16 protein-coding genes and 1 pseudogene are annotated in these 18,728 nt (G+C 74.9%); 4 read left to right on the top strand and 13 right to left on the bottom strand.

The annotated features are described in order from the left end of the window. Window positions 1–29 precede the first annotated feature (29 nt). The 4 genes from V9U69_RS08675 to V9U69_RS08660 form a co-directional block, all read right to left on the bottom strand. On the bottom strand, window positions 30–899 hold the full coding sequence (locus V9U69_RS08675) for a carbohydrate ABC transporter permease (RefSeq protein WP_442907685.1): 870 nt from the start codon (window positions 897–899) through the stop codon (window positions 30–32). Between the two features lie 44 nt (window positions 900–943). Next, window positions 944–1,903: a carbohydrate ABC transporter permease gene (locus V9U69_RS08670; RefSeq protein ID WP_337061209.1), complete on the bottom strand. Its 960-nt coding sequence runs from the start codon at window positions 1,901–1,903 to the stop codon at window positions 944–946. Next, window positions 1,900–3,243 carry an ABC transporter substrate-binding protein gene (locus V9U69_RS08665; protein WP_337061208.1) on the bottom strand — a complete coding sequence of 448 codons (1,344 nt, stop codon included), beginning with the start codon at window positions 3,241–3,243 and terminating at the stop codon, window positions 1,900–1,902. Before V9U69_RS08665 ends, V9U69_RS08670 begins: the two co-directional genes overlap by 4 nt. A gap of 139 nt (window positions 3,244–3,382) precedes the next feature. Further along, the gene (locus V9U69_RS08660) at window positions 3,383–3,823 is read right to left on the bottom strand and encodes a DUF2000 domain-containing protein (RefSeq protein ID WP_337061207.1); all 441 of its coding nucleotides are present in this window, start codon (window positions 3,821–3,823) and stop codon (window positions 3,383–3,385) included. Between the two features lie 106 nt (window positions 3,824–3,929). Between V9U69_RS08660 and V9U69_RS08655 the strand changes: the two are divergent. Both V9U69_RS08655 and V9U69_RS08645 read left to right on the top strand, forming a co-directional pair. Continuing rightward, window positions 3,930–4,696 (top strand): annotated as a pseudogene (locus V9U69_RS08655) (AraC family transcriptional regulator). Further along, window positions 4,684–5,673, top strand: coding sequence for a P1 family peptidase (locus V9U69_RS08645; protein ID WP_442907684.1), 990 nt, complete (start codon window positions 4,684–4,686; stop codon window positions 5,671–5,673). The pseudogene V9U69_RS08655 and the gene V9U69_RS08645 overlap by 13 nt, the downstream one beginning before the upstream one ends. Window positions 5,674–5,699: 26 nt before the next feature. Here the strand turns inward: V9U69_RS08645 and V9U69_RS08640 are convergent, their stop codons facing one another. The 4 genes from V9U69_RS08640 to V9U69_RS08625 form a co-directional block, all read right to left on the bottom strand. Next, complete coding sequence (locus V9U69_RS08640) at window positions 5,700–5,873, bottom strand: hypothetical protein (RefSeq protein WP_337061200.1); 174 nt, start codon at window positions 5,871–5,873, stop codon at window positions 5,700–5,702. Between the two features lie 12 nt (window positions 5,874–5,885). Further along, entirely contained in the window at window positions 5,886–7,073 is a 1,188-nt protein-coding gene (locus V9U69_RS08635; protein WP_337061199.1) for a glycosyltransferase family 2 protein, read from the bottom strand. A 159-nt stretch (window positions 7,074–7,232) separates the two neighbouring features. Next, entirely contained in the window at window positions 7,233–8,270 is a 1,038-nt protein-coding gene (locus V9U69_RS08630) for a mechanosensitive ion channel family protein (RefSeq protein ID WP_337061198.1), read from the bottom strand. Between the two features lie 127 nt (window positions 8,271–8,397). Continuing rightward, window positions 8,398–9,720, bottom strand: coding sequence for an FUSC family protein (locus tag V9U69_RS08625; RefSeq protein WP_337061197.1), 1,323 nt, complete (start codon window positions 9,718–9,720; stop codon window positions 8,398–8,400). 259 nt (window positions 9,721–9,979) lie between these two features. On the opposite strand from V9U69_RS08625, the gene V9U69_RS08620 reads away from it, so the two are divergent. Next, window positions 9,980–11,569 (top strand): alkaline phosphatase D family protein, encoded by a 1,590-nt coding sequence (locus V9U69_RS08620; protein WP_337061196.1) that lies wholly within the window; start codon window positions 9,980–9,982, stop codon window positions 11,567–11,569. A gap of 89 nt (window positions 11,570–11,658) precedes the next feature. On the opposite strand, the gene clpB is transcribed toward V9U69_RS08620, so the two are convergent. The 5 genes from clpB to V9U69_RS08595 all read right to left on the bottom strand — a co-directional run bounded on the left by clpB (window position 11,659) and on the right by V9U69_RS08595 (window position 17,777). After that, on the bottom strand, window positions 11,659–14,310 hold the full coding sequence (gene clpB, locus V9U69_RS08615) for an ATP-dependent chaperone ClpB (protein WP_337061194.1): 2,652 nt from the start codon (window positions 14,308–14,310) through the stop codon (window positions 11,659–11,661). Window positions 14,311–14,630: 320 nt separating this feature from the next. Next, window positions 14,631–15,254, bottom strand: a complete 624-nt coding sequence (locus tag V9U69_RS08610; RefSeq protein ID WP_337061192.1) for a hypothetical protein — start codon at window positions 15,252–15,254, stop codon at window positions 14,631–14,633. A gap of 14 nt (window positions 15,255–15,268) precedes the next feature. Beyond that, on the bottom strand, window positions 15,269–16,417 hold the full coding sequence (locus V9U69_RS08605) for a zinc-dependent alcohol dehydrogenase (protein WP_442907683.1): 1,149 nt from the start codon (window positions 16,415–16,417) through the stop codon (window positions 15,269–15,271). A 92-nt stretch (window positions 16,418–16,509) separates the two neighbouring features. Further along, the gene (locus V9U69_RS08600) at window positions 16,510–16,794 is read right to left on the bottom strand and encodes a hypothetical protein (protein ID WP_337061190.1); all 285 of its coding nucleotides are present in this window, start codon (window positions 16,792–16,794) and stop codon (window positions 16,510–16,512) included. After that, window positions 16,791–17,777 (bottom strand): SPFH domain-containing protein, encoded by a 987-nt coding sequence (locus tag V9U69_RS08595; protein ID WP_337061189.1) that lies wholly within the window; start codon window positions 17,775–17,777, stop codon window positions 16,791–16,793. The genes V9U69_RS08600 and V9U69_RS08595 overlap by 4 nt, the downstream gene beginning before the upstream one ends. Window positions 17,778–17,874: 97 nt before the next feature. Here V9U69_RS08595 and V9U69_RS08590 point away from each other — a divergent pair. Continuing rightward, window positions 17,875–18,728 (top strand): ribonuclease Z (locus tag V9U69_RS08590; protein WP_337061188.1); only part of this gene is annotated, 854 nt, incomplete at its 3' end.

Here is an 18,728-nt window from a genome sequence, read left to right as displayed (position 1 = left end):
GGCCGGTCCCCCGGCCGCCGCGCCGGTGCTCAGCCCTTGACGGAGCCCTCGGTGAGGCCACCGCGCCAGAAGCGCTGCAGCACGACCATGAGGACGATGAGCGGGACCACGGACACGAGGACACCGGCGGTGGTGAGCTCGTAGAACTCCGGGAGCCGGTCGGTCTGGGCGCGCCAGTTCACCAGGCCCACGGTGATCGGGTACAGCTGCTCGTCGGCGAGCATGATGAGCGGCAGCAGGTAGTTGTTCCAGATGCCCACGAACTGGAAGAGGAAGACCGTCACCAGGGCCGGCACCATCATCCGCAACCCGAAGGTGTGGAAGATGCGCAGCTCACCGGCCCCGTCGAGGCGGGCCGACTCCACGAGCGAGGCGGGGACCACCGCTCCGGCGAAGATGCGGCAGAGGAAGAACCCGAACGGCGACACGAAGCTGGGCAGCAGGACACCGAGGTAGCTGTCGGTCAGGCCCATGTTGCTGAACATGAGGAACAGCGGGAGCGCGGTGGCCGTGCCCGGCACGAGCACACCGCCCAGGACGAGACCGAACACGAGGTTGCGGCCCCTGAAGTCGTACACCGCCAGCGCGTACCCGCCGGCGGCGGCGAGGTAGGTCGCCACGAGCGCCCCGCCCCCGGCGTAGAGCAGGCTGTTGAGGAACCAGCGCACGAAGAGGCCGTCGTCGAAGGCGAAGACCTGCCCGATGTTCTCGAAGAGCTGGAAGCCGGCGAACCAGAACCCGTTGGTGGTGAAGAGGTCCTCGGTGGACTTCGAGGCGGCGACGACCACCCAGTACACGGGGACGAGGAAGTAGACGGCGACGAGCGCCAGCACCGCGGTGACGATGATGGTGCGCGCCGCCGGCGGGCGGGTGGCGCCGCGCCGGGGGGCGCGCTGCACGCCGACCTCGGTGGTGAGGCGGTCCTCCTCGGGGCGGACGACGGTCACGAGTCCCTCCGGGAGACGAGTCGCAGGAAGACGAACGACAGGACGAACGCGGCCAGGGCGATGACGACGGCCTGCGCCGCGGCGACGCCGTAGTCGTTGTAGGAGAACGCCGAGGAGTAGGCCGCGAAGTTCGGGGTGTACTTCACGTCGATCGCCGGGGAGACCGCGCGCATCACCTGCGGCTCGGCGAACAGCTGCAGCGTGCCGATGATGGAGAAGACGGTCGTGAGCACCAAGGCGGGGCGGATCAGCGGCAGCTGGACGGACCAGGCCAGGCGGAACGGGCCGGCGCCGTCGACCTTCGCCGCCTCGTAGACCTCACCGGGGATGGCCTTCAGCTGCGCGATGACGATCAGCATGTTGTAGCCGGCGTAGGACCAGGTGACGATGTTGGCGATGGACCACAGGACCGTCTGCGGTCCCAGGAAGTCCGGGGCGAACCCGAGCGCCTGCAGGCCCGCGACGATCGGCGAGAAGCCCGGCAGGTAGAGGAACGACCACAGGATGCTGGCGATGACGCCGGGGATGCCGTACGGGGCGAAGTAGGCGGCGCGGAAGAAGGCGGGCCACTTCGCCGACGCGGACTCCAGGAGCAGGGCGAGGATCGTCACCGCGACGATCATCACGGGCACCTGGACGACGCCGAAGAGCAGCACCCGCCAGATGGAGTCGACGAACGCGGGGTCCCCCAGGGCCCTCTCGTAGTTGTCCAGCCCGGCGAAGCGGGAGGTGATGCCCTCCTCGCCGAAGAGGCCCTGGCGCTCGACGCTGGTGAAGCTCTGCCCGATCGCGTAGACGATGGGAAGCACGAACGTCAGGGCGAACAGGACGAGGAAGGGTGCGAGCAGCAGCCAGGGGGCGCGGCGCTGGGCGCGGTCCGCGCGGGCGGGGCGCCGCCGCGAGACCACCGGCCGCGCGCCCGTGCTGCGCGCGGCGGGCGCCGCGGGGGCGCTCACGAGGTGCTCCCGGCCCGGGCCCGCAGGCCCTTCTCGCGCATGATGGTCAGCGTCTGCTCCTGCACGGCGGGCAGGGCGTCGACGATGGGCCGCCCACCGGTGCCGCGCTCGCGGAAGACGGCGGAGAGCGCGTCGTTGAGCTCGATGAAGATCGGTGACCAGACCCAGTCGGGGTTCTGGGCGTCGGCGGCGGGCACGAACACCTCCTCGTTGTAGTTCTGACCGCCGAAGAACTCCGACGGCTGCTGGCGGGAGGCACCGATGTAGTCCGGGGACGGCGACCAGCCGATGCCGCAGTTCTCGATCTGGGCGTCGATGGCGCGCGGGTCGGTCGTCATCCAGTGGATGAAGTCCATCGCCTCGGCGGGGTGCTGGGAGGTGGCGAGCACCGCGGCGGTGGAGCCGCCGAGGGTGGCCGAGCCGTAGCCGGTGTCCGGCCACACCGGCAGGGGCGCCACGCCCCACAGCCCGGAGGTGCCGCCGACGCTCTGCACGAGGGCGTCGCCCCAGGAGCCGGTGGTGAGCGCCGCGATGGAGCCCTCGGCCGCCGCGGCGGTCCAGCCGGAGGAGAAGGGTGCGAGCGCGGTGTTGTAGAGGTCCTCCGTGAAGGCGGTGTCCATGAACTCCGCGACCGTGCGGGTGGGCCCGCCGGTGAGGTCGACGACCCACTCGTCCCCGTCGGGGGTGAACCAGGCGGCTCCGGCCTGCATGCACAGGCTGGTGAACACGTTGGGGTCGTTGATGCTGAACCCCTCCAGCCGGTGCGCCGGGTTCGCCTCCTTGACGGCGCGCGCGAGGTCGGCCCACTCCGGCCAGGTGGCCGGCGGGGTCGCGCCGATCGCGTCGAGGACGTCGCGCCGGTAGAACCAGCCCATCGGCCCGGTGTCCTGGGGGACGCCGAAGACGCTGTCGCCGACGGAGACGCGGGCGATGTCGCCTTCCCGGTAATCGTCGAGGTGTTTCCGGAAACCGTACCGGGAGAGGTCCACGAGGCCGTTCTGCAGCAGGAAGCTGGGCAGCACCTGGAACTCGACCTGGGCGATGTCCGCCCCGCCGCCGGCGGCGAGCGCCCCGAACATGCGGGTGTACCCGCCGTTGGTGCCGGCGCCGCTCCACACGGCCTTGACCTGCACGTCGGGGTTCTCGGCGTTCCACAGGTCGCACACCGACTGCAGGTCCTTCAGCCAGGCCCAGTAGGTGAGGGTGATCGGGCCGTCGGCCCGGGGTTTGAGGGGCTGCTGGTTCACGGAGTCGCCGGCGGCACCGGCGGCGCACCCGCTCAGCACCACCGCCCCCGCACCCAGCGCGGCCCCCAGCGCACCGCGTCGTGTCGTCTGCACGTGGGCTCCTCGTCGTCGAGAGATCCTGTGCTCGCAGACTAACCACGCTGCGCGCTCCCGGGCCACGAACTCCCCGGCCGCCGTGCGGGGTGATCCGGCTCACCCGCTGGGCGGGGAGCGGCGCGCCGGGTCCCGGCGCTCACGGGTGCAGGCGCGCCCCCTTGACGACCTTGTCGACGCGGCCGCGCGCACCGTGCAGCGCGATGCCGACGAGGTCGAGCCGATCGCCGGGCGCGGCGGCGACCACGGCCCGGTTCGCCGCGTCGTGGCCGGTGCCGAACATGCCGGCGGTGAACACCGCGAGCGGCAGGCCGCGGTCCACCGCCCGGCGGTGCGCGGTGCGCAGCAGCTGCGCCGAACCCTCCAGGACGAGCACGGGCTGCCCCAGCAGGGCCAGGTACCCGGTGCCGTCGGCGTCGGCGTAGGGCCGGCCGACGAGTTCGGGGTGGGCGGCGGTGACGCCGCTGGCCAGGAACGCGGTGACGTTCAGGCGCTGCCAGGCGGCGAGGTCCTCGCGCAGGAGGACGGCGATCTTGGTGTCGAACCGGACGGGGGCCTCGTCGAGGGTGGTCTCGTTCACGGCGGCAGCGTGGCGCCGGGTACCGGGGGTCGTCTTGTACGTTCCTGACGTGCCCGGGGGGACGGCGGGGAGCGCGGCCGAGGTGGTGCGCAGCTGGCGGCCGGCGGTGCCCGGCGTCGCCGAGGTCCTGCACGCCCGCTTCACCCGCCACGCGTACCCGATGCACGTGCACGGCACCTGGACGGTGCTGCTCGTCGACGAGGGGGCGGTCAGCTACGACCTGGACCGCCGGCACCGCGGCGCGCTGGGCTCCGCGGTCACGGTGCTGCCGCCGCACGTCCCGCACGACGGGCGGGCGGCGACGGGCGCGGGGTTCCGCAAGCGGGTGCTGTACCTGGAACCGCAGGCGCTGCCGGAGCGCCTGGTGGGCGCGGCCGTCGACGAGCCGGCGCTGGCCGGTCCCGCCCTGCGCGGCGCGGTGGCGGGCCTGCACGCGGCGCTGGCGCTGCCCGGGGAGGAGTTCGAGGCGCAGGCGCGGGTGGCCCTGCTGGTGGCGGGGTTGCGCCGGCGGCCGGAGGGCCGCGAGCCGCTCCCGCCGCGGCGGGACGCACCGCTGGCGGCGCGCCTGCGGGACCTGCTGGACGCGCACGTGGTGGAGGGGGTGACGCTGCAGCGGCCGGCCGGGAGCTGGGGGCGAGCCCGGAGCACCTGGTGCGCACGTTCCGGCGCGAGGTGGGGATGCCGCCGCACGCGTACCTGACGGCCCGGCGGGTGGACCTGGCGCGCCGGCTGCTGCTGGCCGGGCACCGCCCGGCGAGCGCGGCGGTGCTGGCGGGTTTCCACGACCAGCCGCACCTGACGCGGCACTTCCGCCGCCTGCTGGGGGTCACCCCCGGGCGGTTCGCCGGGCGGGGGCCACGATGGGGGGCGTGAGCGGCGAGAGCAGCGGTCCCGGTTCGGCCACCCCCGGCTCGATCACCGACGTGCCGGGGGTGCGGGTGGGGCAGGTGACCCGCCGCGGCGGCGGCTGGCTCACCGGCGTCACCGTGGTGCTGCCGCCGCCGGGGACGGTGGCGGGGGTGGACGTGCGCGGCGGTGGTCCCGGCACCCACGAGACGGACGCGCTGGACCCGCGCACGCTGGTGCCGACGGCGGACGCGGTGGTGCTCACCGGCGGCAGCGCGTACGGCCTGGTCACCGCGCACGGGGTGCAGCGCTGGTGCGCCGAGCACGGGCGGGGTTTCCGCGTCGGGCCGGGCGAGCGGGAGGTGGTGCCGATCGTGCCGGCGGCGGCCGTGTTCGACCTGGGCCGCGGCGGGGTGTTCGGCAACCACCCGACGGAGGCGATGGGCCACGAGGCGGCGGCCGCGGCCGCCTCCCCCGCCGGTGCGCGCGTCGAGCGCGGGACGGTCGGCGCGGGCACGGGGGCGGTGGTGGGCCGCCGCTTCAAGGGCGGGGTGGGCACGGCGTCGGTGCGGGTGGGCGACGCGGTGGTCGGGGCGATCGCCGTGGTGAACGCGTTCGGGGTGCCGGTGGCGCCGGGCGCGGCGGGCGGCGGTCGGGTCCCCGGTGAACCGCTGGGCTCGGGGCCGGCGCTGAACACCACGCTCGCGTGCGTGGCCACGGACGCGGCGCTGGACCCGGCGGAGGTCTCGCGCACGGCCACGGCCGCCCACGACGGGCTGGCCCGGGCGCTGGACCCGGTGCACACCCTCTCCGACGGCGACACCGTCTTCGCGCTCGCCACCGGGGCGGTGCCGCTGCCGGCGGCGCGCCCGGAGCGGGTGGCGGAGCTGGTGCGGGTGCAGGCCGCGGCGGCGGAGGCGGTGCGGCTGGCGGTGCTGGACGCGGTGGCCTCGGCGGAACCGGTGGAGGTCGGCGGGCAGCTGCTGCCCCGCTGGCCGGGCTGACGTGCTGGCGAGCGCCGCCCGTGGCCCTAGCGGCGGTGCGCGCTCCCCCGCTTCGGGAGGAGCTTGCCCACGGCGAGCGCCGCGAACACCAACGTGCTGCCGGCGACGGCGAGCTGGAGCGATCCCGTCGCCCCGGACCACAGCAGGGCGGCGGTGCCCAGGCCGCCGGTGCTGCTGACGAGGCTGATCTGTCCGTACACGTCACACGCTCCTCAACGCGTCGCGGGGGCCGCGGCGACGTGGTGCCACCGGGCCTCCCTGCCCGTCACCAGGTCCACCAGCGAGCGGACGAAGACGGCTTGGATGAACAGGTCGTAGACGAGCTCCACGACCAGGGGGGCAGCGGTGAGCCTGGCCGCCCAGCCGCCGCGCCAGACGGTGACCAGGCGCTCGGTCAGGAAGACGAGGCCCACGCCCGTCCACAGCGGGGTGAGGCCGAACGCCAGGGCCGGGTCGACGGCCACGACGAGGACCAGCAGCAGGTAGAGCTGGAAGGCGAGGACGCCGAACCCGATGCCGAGCTGCTGCCCCCAGTACCGCAGCGTCGTGCGGGTGAGGCCGTAGTGGCGCAGGTTCTCCAGCGCACCGCGCTGCCAGCGCATGCGCTGCTCCCACAGGTCCCGCCACGTCGGCATGATCTCGGTGGTGACCACGCAGTCCGCGGGCGACGTCATCCGCCAGCCGAGCGTCTTCAGCGCCAGTGTGAGTTCGTTGTCCTCCGTCAGCGCGAGGGTGTCGTAGACCTGCCCGGGCCGCCCCGGCAGCGCGCGGCCGCGCTGCTCGGCGACCTGGCGCAGCGCCTCGGCCCGGAACAGGGTGCCGGTGCCGGTCAGCACCATCACGCGCCCGGTGCGCGCGATCTCCCGGCCGTAGCGGGTGTACTCGTTGCGCTGCAACTGACCCAGCAGGCCGGCACCGGGGTCGCCGTAGAAGATCCCGCCGACCGCGCCGATCCGCGGGTCGGACGCGAGGGACGCGGCGGCGGTCTCCAGGAACCTGGGGGACAGCACGGTGTCGGCGTCCATGACGAGGACGTGGTCGTCCGCCGCGAGGTCGGGGCGTGCCGGTGCGCCGGAGGTGCACCGGCGGTCGCCGGTGGAGCGGCGCCCCCCGCCGGACGGCTGTTCCCGCTCCGCGCGCCGCGGCGCCGTGGCGCTGCGGCGGAAGCGGCTGGCGAACACCTGGTTGAGGGCACCGGCCTTCTTGTCGGTGTTGCCGGCCGTCTCGAACACCTCGGCCCCCAGGGCGCGGGCGACCTCCGCCGTGGCGTCGGTGCAGTCGTCCGCGGCGACGATCACCCGGTCCGGCGGACGCGTCTGCCGCTGCAGGGCCCGCAGCGTGCCGGGGAGCTGGGCCGCCTCGTCGTGCGCGGGCACGACGACGACGATGGCGGGTGGCAAGGGGGACCTCCGGGTGGGGAGCGCGGCCACCGCCGAGTCGGCGACCGGTCACCATGCTGCGCCGGGTAATGACCGTGAGTGCTCCCTCGTCACGTCGCGTCATCCGTCCAGCCGAGAGCGGTTCACCCGGGCGGCGCTGCCGGGCTGCGCGCCGGCCGGTCAGCCCTGCCGGTGGCCGCCGGGCTGCTCCTCGATGCGCAGCGGCGGCAGGCCGACGACGTCGTAGGTGGCGGAGGCGATGCCGATGCCCGCCTCGTCCAGGCCGGCGAGGACCTGCCGGGTGACGGCGTCCTTGACGGCGCGCACCCCCCGGTGCGGCACCAGGAACCGCAGCGACATCTCCAGCCAGTTGTCGGTGATGCGCCAGTACACGGCCGGTTCCAGCGAGGCGTCGGCCATCGCGTAGCGGGTGCGCATCCTGGCCAGGGCGGCCTCGGCGGCCGGGTCGTCGACGACCGCGTGGTCGCGGGCCGCGGCGAGCAGGACGGCCTCGGCGCGGGCGCGGTCGGCGTCGTAGGGGACGGGCAGCGCGATCTCCTCCCACAGGTACGGGAAGTCGCGCGTGTAGTTGTAGACGGGTTCGTCGAACACGACGCCGTTGGTGACGGTGACCAGCCGGCCGGTGTACTGGCGCGAGTGCACCCACCCGGCGGGGTCGGTGCCCCCCGGTCCGGGCCCGGCCGACGGCGGCTGCCCCATCTCCATGATCGTGGTCTTGAGGAACCCCAGCCGCACGACGTCCCCGCGCACGCCGCCGAGGCTGACCCGGTCGCCGACGCCGAAGGTGTCCCCGCGCAGGATGACGAAGTAGGCGGCCAGCGACAGCAGCACCTGCTGCAGGGCGAACGCGAGGCCGGCGCTGAGCAGCCCGACGCCGGTGGTCAGGTCCGTCTCGGGCGTCACCCAGATCGAGAAGACGCCCAGGACGAGGACGACGGCGCTGATGACCTGCAGGCCCTGCCGCGCCCAGAACCGGCGCGGGTCGGCGACGCGCCCGCCCAGCACCCGGCGCACCACGGCGCGCGCCACGGCCCGCAGCCCCAGCACGGCGAGCACGAGGACGGCGGTGAACAGCAGCTTCACGCCCGTGGTGGCGCTGACGCCGACCAGGGTCACCCCGAAGAGCTCCACGGCCTCGGAGGACGCCTCGTCCAGCACGGGCGTCTCGAGGACCCCGCCGTCGCGGAACAGGGTCACGGGGCACGGCCTCCCGGGGTCGGCGGCTCGGGAGCTCCCGGGTCGAGCGGGGAGCCCGCGGTCGGTCGAACGTACCCAGCGGCGCGGGCCCGCGCAGCCCGGCGCGGCTGCGGGTGCGGCCGGGCGGTCAGCGCGGGTCCACGCTCCGGTCCGGCCGAGGGGGCGGCTGAGGGTCCAGCCCGGCGGCCCGGCGCAGCGCCCGCACCCGGCGCAACCGGCGCACGACGGGTGGCGGCAGCACCCGGCGCGCCAGCGGCGTGGTGGCGGCCAGCGGCGGATCGCGCCGGGGGCGCTCGGCGCGCACCCGGGCGCGGGTCTCCAGGTCCAGCGGGACCAGGACCTGCTCGACGGCCAGCAGGACCGTCCCGCGCAGCAGCCACAGGGAGGTCTGCTCGCGCGCGTCCACCAGCAGCAGCTCGGTGAGGGTGGCGCGCGCCTCCCCCGCCCGCTCCAGGCTCTGCGCGAGGCGCTGCTCCACCTCCGCCTCGACGCCGGACGCCTCGGCCTCCAGCAGCGCCCCGAACTCGTCGAGGCAGGCGGCGACCTCGGTGAGCACGACGGCGAACGCGGCCCGCACCTCCTGGCCGTACCCGTCGTCGCCGGCCGCGTGCGCCGGCGCTTCCTGGCGCATGGCGACGAACAGGGCGCGCAGCGCCAGCAGCGAGCTGTCCAGGGCCTCCAGGCCGCTGCGCAGCACGGGTTCCACGTCGGCGGTGGCGAGGGCGCGGGGGTTGAAGCGGCGCAGGTCGCGCACGTCACCGAGCGCGGTGGCGGCCCGCTCGGCCACGGCGGCGACAGCCCGGGCCCGCGTGAGCCAGTCGGCGACCTCGGCCTCGGTGACGGGGCTGGCGGCCATGGCGGTGCCGGCGGCGATCAGGCACTCGGCCTGCTCCTGGGCGACCGCGCGCACCTCGCCGACCGCGTCGCGGGTGGGCACCGGCGGCGGCAGCAGCACGCTGAACGCGATGCCGACCCCGGCGCCGATGAACGTGGTGACCAGGCGGGTCTCCGCGGCGATCTCCTGCCCGCCCACGGCCAGGACGAGCATGGCGCTGATGGGCGTCTCCAGCGCCTGGGGGCCCAGCCGCAGCACGGCGGCCAGCAGCAGGGAGGAGCCGACCGCCACCGCCAGGCTCCACCAGCTGAGCCCGACCACGGTGGACAGCGCGACGGCGACGAGGACGCCGGTGAGGACGGCGCCGACCCGGACCACGGCCATCCTGACGCTGGAGGTCGCCGACGCCTGCAGGACCAGCAGCGAGGTGAGGGAACCGGTCAGGTCGACGGGGCCCCGCGTCAGGGCCAGGGTGAGCAGGTAGGAGACGACCGCTGCGGCCGTCAGCCGCGCCGTGGAGGCCAGCGTCGGCCACAGCGGGGTGCGCGGTCGCCGCGCGCGCAGGACCCGCAGCGCTCCCCGCAGAGCCTCCCGGCCCCGCCCGACCGCCGTCATCGCGCCTCCCGCTGCACCGCGTCCACCACCGCGTCGCCCGCGTCCGCGCGCGGCGCGGACCCCACGCTGCCCCGTCGGCGCCGCACCGGCGAGCCGGCCGCCCGCGCGGTGCCGCCACCGCCGCGCCGCACCGGAGGTTGCCCGGCGCACACGGCTGTTGCCACCTCGTTCACCGACCGGCCGCGCGGGTGACGCTGCGCGGCCGTCCGCGACCGGTTGGCTCCTGCGCCGGAGCACAGGCCGACCACAGGAGAACCCCGTGACCGACGTCAGTCCCCCCCTCGCGCGCCGCACCCTGCTGGGTGGCGCCACCGTCCTCGGCGCCGGCCTCGGCGCCGGGCTGCTGACCGCGGGCGCGTGGCCGCAGGGGTACACCCTCGGCGACCCGTTCACCCTCGGCGTCGCCTCCGGCGAGCCCACCCCCGACGGCGTGGTGCTCTGGACGCGGCTGGCCCCGGACCCGTACGCCGAGGACGGCCGCGGCGGCATGCCGGACCGCGACGTCCCCGTGCAGTGGGAGGTGGCGCACGACGAGGGTTTCCGCCGGATCGTGCAGCGCGGCACCGCGGTGGCCCCGGCGCACCTGGGGCACAGCGTGCACGTCGAGCTGGACGGGCTGCACCCGGGGCACCGGTACTGGTACCGGTTCCGCGTCGAGGGCCGCACCACCCACGTCTCCCCCGCCGGGACGACCCGCACCGCACCGCACCCGCGCACCTGGGGCGGGCCGCTGACGATGGCGCTCGCATCGTGCGCGCAGTACGAGCACGGCTGGTTCACCGCCTACCGGCGCCTGGCGGAGGAGCAGCCCGACGTGGTCGTCTTCCTGGGCGACTACATCTACGAGTACGAGAAGAACCAGTACGTCGTCGGCGACGGCAACGTCCGCGACCACGCCGGCCCGGAGACGACCACGCTGGCCGGCTACCGGCAGCGGCACGCGCAGTACAAGGCGGACCCGGACCTGCAGGCGGCCCACGCCGTGGCGCCGTGGATCGTGACCTGGGACGACCACGAGTTCGAGAACAACTACGCGGACCTGGTCGCCGAGGAGCAGGAGCCCTACCCGACGCTGGAGGAGTTCACCGCCCGCCGCGCGGCCGCCTACCAGGCGTACTACGAGAACATGCCGCTGCGCCGTTCCGCGATGCCGCAGGGCCCGGACATGCGCCTGTTCCGCCGCCTCGACTGGGGCCGGCTGGCGTCGTTCCACGTGCTGGACACCCGCCAGTACCGCAGCGACCAGCCCGGCGGCGACGTGTTCCCGGCGGCGGGCCCCGAGCGCGACGACCCGGAGCGCACCATCCTGGGCGCCGAGCAGCGCGACTGGCTGCTGGACGGGCTGGGTTCCTCCCGCGCCACGTGGGACGTCGTCGCCCAGCAGGTGATGGTGCACGAGCACGACTACGTCCCCGGCGCGGAGCGCGGGTTCAACCCCGACTCCTGGGACGGCTACACCGCCGACCGCCGGCGCCTGCTGGACGGCTTCACCGAGCGGGGCGTGGAGAACCCGGTCGTCCTGACCGGGGACGTGCACAAGCACTTCGCCGCGGACCTGACGCTCGACCCCGCCACCGGGGGCGCACCGGCGGTCGGCGTGGAGCTGGTGTGCACCTCGATCACCTCCGGCGGTGACGGCACCGACGGGTACGGCGCGGACCAGCTGGCCGACAACCCGGACCTCAAGCTCGCCGACGACCGGCGCGGCTACGTGGTGGCCCGGCTGGAGCGGGACCAGATGCGCGCGGACTTCCGCGTGCTGGACCACGTCTCCCAGCCCGGCGCGGCGGTGCGCACCCGCGCCTCGTTCGCGGTGGAGGCCGGGAACCCGGGGCTGCAGCAGCTCTGACGCCCCGGGGACGGCACCGCCCGCCCCGGGGTACCGGGGCGGGCGGTGCGCGCCACCTCACAGGACGCTGACGGCGCAGGGCGCCGACGTCAGAGGGCGCTGACGGCGGCCTCCGCGCGCCGGACGACGAGCCCGGTGGAGCGGGCGGAGTCCGGCGAGTCGAGGTCGACGGTGAAGTCGCGGTTCTCCACGTCCACCTCCACGGTGTCGCCGTCGCGGACCTCGCCCGAGAGGATCGCGCGGGCGAGGCGGTCGCCGATCTCGCGCTGCACCAGGCGGCGCAGGGGCCGGGCGCCGTAGGCCGGGTCGTACCCGGTCAGCGCCAGCCAGTCCTTCGCCGCGTCGGTCACCTCCAGCGTGAGCCGGCGGTCGGCGAGGCGGTCGGCCAGGCGCTGCACCTGCAGCTCCACGATCCGGGACAGCTCCTGCGTGGACAGCGGGTCGAACACCACGACGTCGTCGAGGCGGTTGAGGAACTCCGGCTTGAAGTTCGCCCGCACCGCGCTCATCACCGCGTCGTGCTTGGTGGCCCGCGACAGCTCCGGGTCCACCAGGTACTGCGACCCCAGGTTCGAGGTCAGCACGAGGATGACGTTGCGGAAGTCCACCGTGCGACCCTGCCCGTCGGTCAGGCGGCCGTCGTCGAGGACCTGCAGGAGGATGTCGAACACCTCCGGGTGGGCCTTCTCCACCTCGTCCAGCAGCACCACCGAGTACGGCCTGCGCCGCACGGCCTCGGTGAGCTGACCGCCCTCCTCGTAGCCGACGTACCCGGGGGGCGCACCGACGAGGCGGGCCACCGCGTGCTTCTCGGAGTACTCGCTCATGTCGATGCGGACCATGGCCCGCTCGTCGTCGAAGAGGAAGTCCGCGAGCGCCTTCGCCAGTTCCGTCTTGCCGACACCGGTCGGGCCGAGGAACAGGAAGGAACCCGTGGGGCGGTCGGGATCGTTGACGCCGGCCCGGCTGCGGCGCACCGCGTCCGAGACCGCCTCGACGGCCTTCGCCTGGCCGATGAGCCGGGCGCCGAGGAACTCCTCCATGCGCAGCAGCTTCTCGGTCTCGCCCTCGAGGATGCGGCCGGCGGGGATGCCGGTCCAGCCCGCGATGACCTCGGCGATGTCGTCGGGGCCGACCTCGTCGGCGACCATCGGCTTGTGGTCGGCGGACTGGGTCTGCCCCTCGGCGGCCTGCGCCCGCTCCAGCTCGCGCTCCAGGGCGGGGATGCGCCCGTAGAGGATCTCGCTGGCGCCGCCCAGGTCGCCCTCGCGCTGCAGCCGCTCGGCCTGCGAGCGCAGCTCGTCGACCTCGTGCTTGAGCTCACCGACGCGGTTCAGGCCGGCCTTCTCCTGCTCCCACCGGGCGGTCAGCGCGGTGAGCTGCTCCTGCTTGTCGGCCAGCTGCGCGCGCAGCGCGTCGAGGCGCTCGCGGGAGGCGGCGTCGTCCTCCTTGGACAGGGCGAGCTCCTCCATGCGCATGCGGTCGACGGCGCGGCGCAGCTCGTCGATCTCGACGGGCGAGGAGTCGATCTCCATGCGCAGCCGGGACGCGGCCTCGTCGACGAGGTCGATGGCCTTGTCGGGCAGCTGGCGGCCGGAGATGTACCGGTCGGACAGGGTGGCGGCGGCCACGAGGGCGGCGTCGGAGATGGCGACCTTGTGGTGCGCCTCGTACCGCTCGCGCAGACCGCGCAGGATGCCGATGGTGTCGGGCACGCTGGGCTCACCGACGAACACCTGCTGGAAGCGGCGCTCCAGCGCGGGGTCCTTCTCGATGCGCTCGCGGTACTCGTCGAGGGTGGTGGCGCCGACCAGGCGCAGCTGGCCGCGGGCGAGCATGGGCTTGAGCATGTTGCCGGCGTCCATGGAGCCCTCGGCGGAACCGGCGCCGACGACGGTGTGCAGCTCGTCGATGAAGGTGACGACCTGCCCCTCGGAGCGCTGGATCTCCTCCAGCACGGCCTTCAGCCGCTCCTCGAACTCACCGCGGTACTTCGCGCCGGCGACCATGGCGGCCAGGTCGAGCGCGACGAGGCGCTTGCCCCGCAGCGACTCCGGCACGTCGCCGGCGACGATGCGCTGGGCGAGGCCCTCGACGACGGCGGTCTTGCCGACGCCGGGCTCACCGATGAGGACGGGGTTGTTCTTGGTGCGGCGGGACAGCACCTGCACGACGCGGCGGATCTCGGCGTCGCGGCCGATGACGGGGTCCAGCTCACCCTTGCGGGCGCGCTCGGTGAGGTCCACGCCGTACTTCTCGAGGGACTTGTAGGTGCCCTCGGGGTCGGGCGAGGTGACCTTCGCGCCGCCGCGCACGTCCGGCAGCGCGTCGAGCAGCGCGTCGCGGGTGGCGCCGACGGCGCGCAGCGCCTCCCCGGCGGCGGACTGCCCGGCGGCGGCGCCGAGCAGCAGGTGCTCGGTGGAGACGTAGGCGTCGTCGAGGCCGCGCGCCTCGTCGCCGGCGGACTGCATGAGCTGCACGGCGGGGCGGGACAGCTGCGGCTGCGCCACGGAGGAGCCCGAGGCGCTGGGCAGCGAGGCGAGGGCGCCGTCGACGCGGCGCGCCAGCAGGGCGCGGTCGGCGCCGACGGCGTCGAGCAGGGCGCCGGCCACGCCGTTCTCCTGCGCGACGAGCGCGGCGAGGACGTGCAGGGGCTCGACCTGCGCGTGGCCGGCGGAGGTGGCGCGGCCGACCGCGTCGGCCAGCGCCTCCTGGGCGCGGGTGGTGAGCTTGAGGTCCACGGGGCTCCCTCCGGGCGAGTGGTGCGGAACGACTTCGCTGAGCACAACGATGCCAGACTTGAGCTTGTTCCACTCAACTTGCCCCAGCCCTCGCGACTCCACCTGCGCCCCACCCCTCACCTTCGGTGATCTCGCACGGCTGAGCGCTCACCCGCGCAAGATCACGAGGGGGGAGGGAGGGAGGACGGAGAGCGAGCGGGGCAGGCGGGGCGACCGGCCGGTCGACGTACCGCTCGGCGGCGAGGACGTCACGCGTTGCCCACCACGTCCGACTCCGCGTCAGCCGTTCACCGCGAGGAGCGGCATCGCGGGAGCGGGGGTCAGCGCACCCGCCGGACCAGCGCCCGCACCGCCCGGTACCCCGCGAGACCGCCCAGCACCCAGGGCGCGGCGACGACGACCGGGTCCAGCACCTGGTGGTGCACGTCGCTGCGCCCCCGCCCGAACCGCGAGCGCAGCCCGTGGTGGGTGAGCTCGGCCCGCACCCCGGTCTCCGTCACCGGGTCGTCGGGGTGCCGGCTCGCGAAGGACCTCACCGTCTCCTCCAGCGCGTCCACGCGGTCGGCGGCGATGAGCAGCAGCCAGTGCGCGGTGCGGCCCTCGCCGTAGCGGTACGCGTACCGGCGCACCGCGCCCGAGGCCCCCTTCAGCGGGGTCGCGGTGCCGAACACGGGCGTCAGGAAGGCGTGCTCGATCGAGCGCTCCCGGGGGAACCGCTCGGGCTGGCGCTCGGGGAACTCCCAGTGCGCGCCGTTGAGGTCCGGGTCGAACCGCTCGCGCGGGAACGCCGGGCGGTCCGCGGGGTCCAGGTCCACGCCCCAGCCGGGGATGCGGGCGCGCAGCTGCTCGGGGGTCTCCGGCAGCGGGGGTTTCACGGCCGTGTAGGTGTAGGCGGGGTCCTCGGGGTCGAGGTGGTCCAGGCGGTCGCCCTCGGACGCGGTCACGGCGGTTCCCCTCCTCAGCTCGCGCCCGGCACGACGAGCGGCTTGATGCAGCCGTCGAGCTTGGACGAGAAGACGTGGTACCCCTCGGCGACGTGCTCCAGCGGGAACCGGTGGGTGACGACCTCGCGGGGCGTGAGGTGGCCGTTGCGGACGTGCTCGAACATCCGCGGCCACTGCCGCTTCACCGGCGTCTGGTTCATCCGCAGGGTCAGGCCCTTGTTCATGGCGTCGCCGAACTTCACGGCGTTCGGGACGGGCCCGTAGGCGCCCATCACGGAGATCGTGCCGCCCTTGCGCACGGCGTCGATCGCCCAGTTCAGGGCGATCGGGGACCCGCCCTGCAGCTTCAGCTTCGCCCCGGCGACGTGCTGCAGGAAGTTGCCGTCGGCCTCGGCGCCCACGGCGTCGATCACCGAGTCGGCGCCCAGGTACCCGGTGATCCGCTTCAGGTGGACGACGACGTCGTCGTGCTCGGTGAAGTCCACGGTCTCCGCGTGGGCCATGGTGCGCGCCTTCTCCAGGCGCTCGGGCAGCTGGTCCACGACGATGACGCGCCCGGCGCCCATGAGCCAGGCCGACTGCGCCGCGAGCAGGCCCACCGGGCCCGCCCCGAGCACCACGACGACGTCACCCTCGACGATGTCGGCGAGCTGCGCGCCGAAGTAGCCGGTGGCGGCGGCGTCGGTGAGGACGACCGCGTCCTCGTCGTGCATCCAGTCGGGGATGATCGCGGGGCCGACGTCGGCGAACGGCACGCGCACGTGCTCGGCCTGGCCGCCGTCGTAACCGCCGGCGGTGTGCGAGTAGCCGTAGATGCCGCCCACGGCGGTCGCGTTGGCGTTGACGTTGTGGCAGTTGGACTGCAACCCGCGCGCGCAGTAGAAGCAGGAGCCGCAGAAGATGTTGAAGGGCACCATGACCCGGTCCCCCACCTTCAGCTTCTCCACCGACGGGCCCACCTGCTCGACGACGCCGATGAACTCGTGCCCGAAGGTCGTCCCGGGCCGGGTGTCGGGGATCGCCCCGTGGTACAGGTGCAGGTCCGACCCGCAGATCGCGGCCAGGGTGACCCGCACGATCGCGTCGTTCGGGTGCTCGATGCGCGGGGGCTCCTTCTCCTCCGCGCGCACGCGGTAGGGACCGCGGTAGACCATGGCTCGCACCGGCGACTCCGTGCCCTCGCAGGGAGCGGCCCGCTGCCGGCTCCGTCGGCGCCCACTGTGCCCCCGCGGGAGCGGTGCCGCACCCCCGCGCGTCAGCCGCCGTCGCGACGGGCGGAGGGCGGGCGCCCGCGGCGCGGCAGGTCGCCGGCGTCGGCGGGCATCCGCCCGGCCCGGCGCAGCGCCTCGCGCAGCACGAACTCCGCCTGCGCGTTGACGCTGCGCAGGTCGTCCGCGGCCCAGCGCGCCAGCGCCTCGTGCACGGCCGGGTCCAGGCGCAGCAGCACCTGCTTGCGGCTGCGCCCGCGCACCGGGGCGCCGTCACCGGGAACCCCGTCCGGCGGCCCGTCCGGCGCCCCGTCCGCAGCCGCGGCGCTCACCCGTACAGCGTGCCGGTGTTGACGACGGGGGTGGCCCGGCCGTCCCCGCACAGCACGACCAGCAGGTTGCTGACCATCGCCGCCTTGCGCTCCTCGTCGAGCTCGACCACGTCCAGCTCCTGCAGCCGGGCCAGGGCGAGCTCGACCATCCCGACCGCGCCGGCGACGATCTGCTCGCGCGCGGCCACGATGGCGGAGGCCTGCTGGCGCTGCAGCATCGCCTGGGCGATCTCCGGCGCGTACGCCAGGTGCGTGATGCGCACCTCCACGACCTCCACGCCGGCGACGGCGACGCGGGCGGCGACCTCGTGGGCCAGCTCGTCGGCGACGACGTCGGTGGACCCGCGCAGCGAGGTGGCACCGGCGGAGGGGGCGTCGTAGGGGTGGGTGGTGACGACGTGGCGCAGCGCGGACTCGCTCTGCATCTCGACGAACTCGTCGTAGTCCTCCACCGCGAACGTGGACTGGGCGGTGTCGGCGACCTGCCACACGACGATGGCGGCGACCTCGACGGGGGAACCGGTGGCGTCGTTGACCTTCAGCCGGCCGGTCTCGAAGTTCCGCACCCGCACGGAGACGCTCACGGTGGTGGACAGCGGGACGACCATGACGAGCCCGGGGTCGCGCACGGTGCCGGTGTAGCGGCCGAAGAACTGCACGACGCGGGTCTGCCCGGGCTGCACGGTGCGCAGCGAGGTCAGCAGCACCAGGGTGGCCAGCCCCGCCAGGGCGGCGAGCGCCCACAGGACCGGTCGGGCGTCGGGCAGGGCGAGGGCCAGGGCCGCGAGCACGGCGGTCAGCGCGGCGGGAGCCAGGACGGCGAGCAGGGCCCGCGCGCCGTGCAGGTGGTGGGCGGGACGCTCGGCGATGTCGACGCGCGCGCCGTCGTGGCCGACCGGGGTGGTGGCCGGCGGGGCGGCGGAGGGGCTCTGGTCGTCGGCGCGGCGGGCTTCGGCGCGCGGGTCCTCGGCGGTGCGGGACACGGTGGTCTCCTCTCGGGCTGGTCCTTAAAGTGATATCACTTTGCTAACCCGGTGTCGAGGGGCGGCGGCGGGGCCGGGCAGGGGGCAGGCTGGGTGGGTGGCAGCGCGCGAACTCGTCGTCCTGGGCACCGCCAGCCAGGCACCCACCCGCACCCGGAACCACAACGCCCACCTGCTGCGGTGGGACTCCGCGTCCGTGCTGTTCGAGGCCGGCGAGGGCACCCAGCGGCAGATGGTCCTCGGCGGCGTCGCCTCCCCGCGCGTGGAGCGGATCTGCGTGACCCACCGCCACAACGACCACTGCATGGGCCTGCCGGGCGTGCTGAACCGGATGGCGCTGGACTCCCCCGGCCGCTCCGTGACCGTCCACGGCCCCGAGGAGGCCGTGCCGCACCTGCGGGCCCTGGCCGCGGTCGCCGACGCCGACGTCGACGCCCGCGTCAGCGGTGTGCCGGTGCGGGACGAGGAGGTGCCGGTGGCCGAGGTGGCCGGGTGCTCGCTGACGGCGCGGGCCCTGGAGCACCGGGTGCCCGCGATCGGCTACCGCCTCACCGAGCCCGACGGCGTGCGGTTCCGCCCCGAGGCCCTGGCGGCGGCCGGGATCTCCGGCCCCGAGGTGCGCACGCTGCAGCGCGAGGGCGAGCTGCGCGGGGTGCGGCTGGCCGAGGTGACCGAACCGCGGCCGGGCCAGGTGTTCGCGCTCGTCATGGACACCCGGGCCTGCCCGGCGGTGGAGGGGTTGCTGCGCGGGGCGGACCTGGCGGTCGTGGAGTCCACCTACCTGGACCGCGACGCGCACCTGGCGCGCGAGTACGCCCACCTGACCGCGCGGCAGGCCGGCGAGGCGGCGGCGCGCGCGGGCGTGCGCCGCCTGGTGCTCACGCACTTCTCGGCGCGCTACGGGGACCTGGACGAGCTCGGCGCCGAGGCCCGCGAGGCGGTCGCGGGCCT

This window comes from Kineococcus sp. G2 (assembly GCF_037154035.1).
In the GTDB taxonomy this organism is placed as follows: domain Bacteria; phylum Actinomycetota; class Actinomycetes; order Actinomycetales; family Kineococcaceae; genus Kineococcus.
The sequence above is the reverse complement of the archived record's forward strand: the minus strand, read 5'-3'. Positions and strand labels throughout refer to the sequence as shown.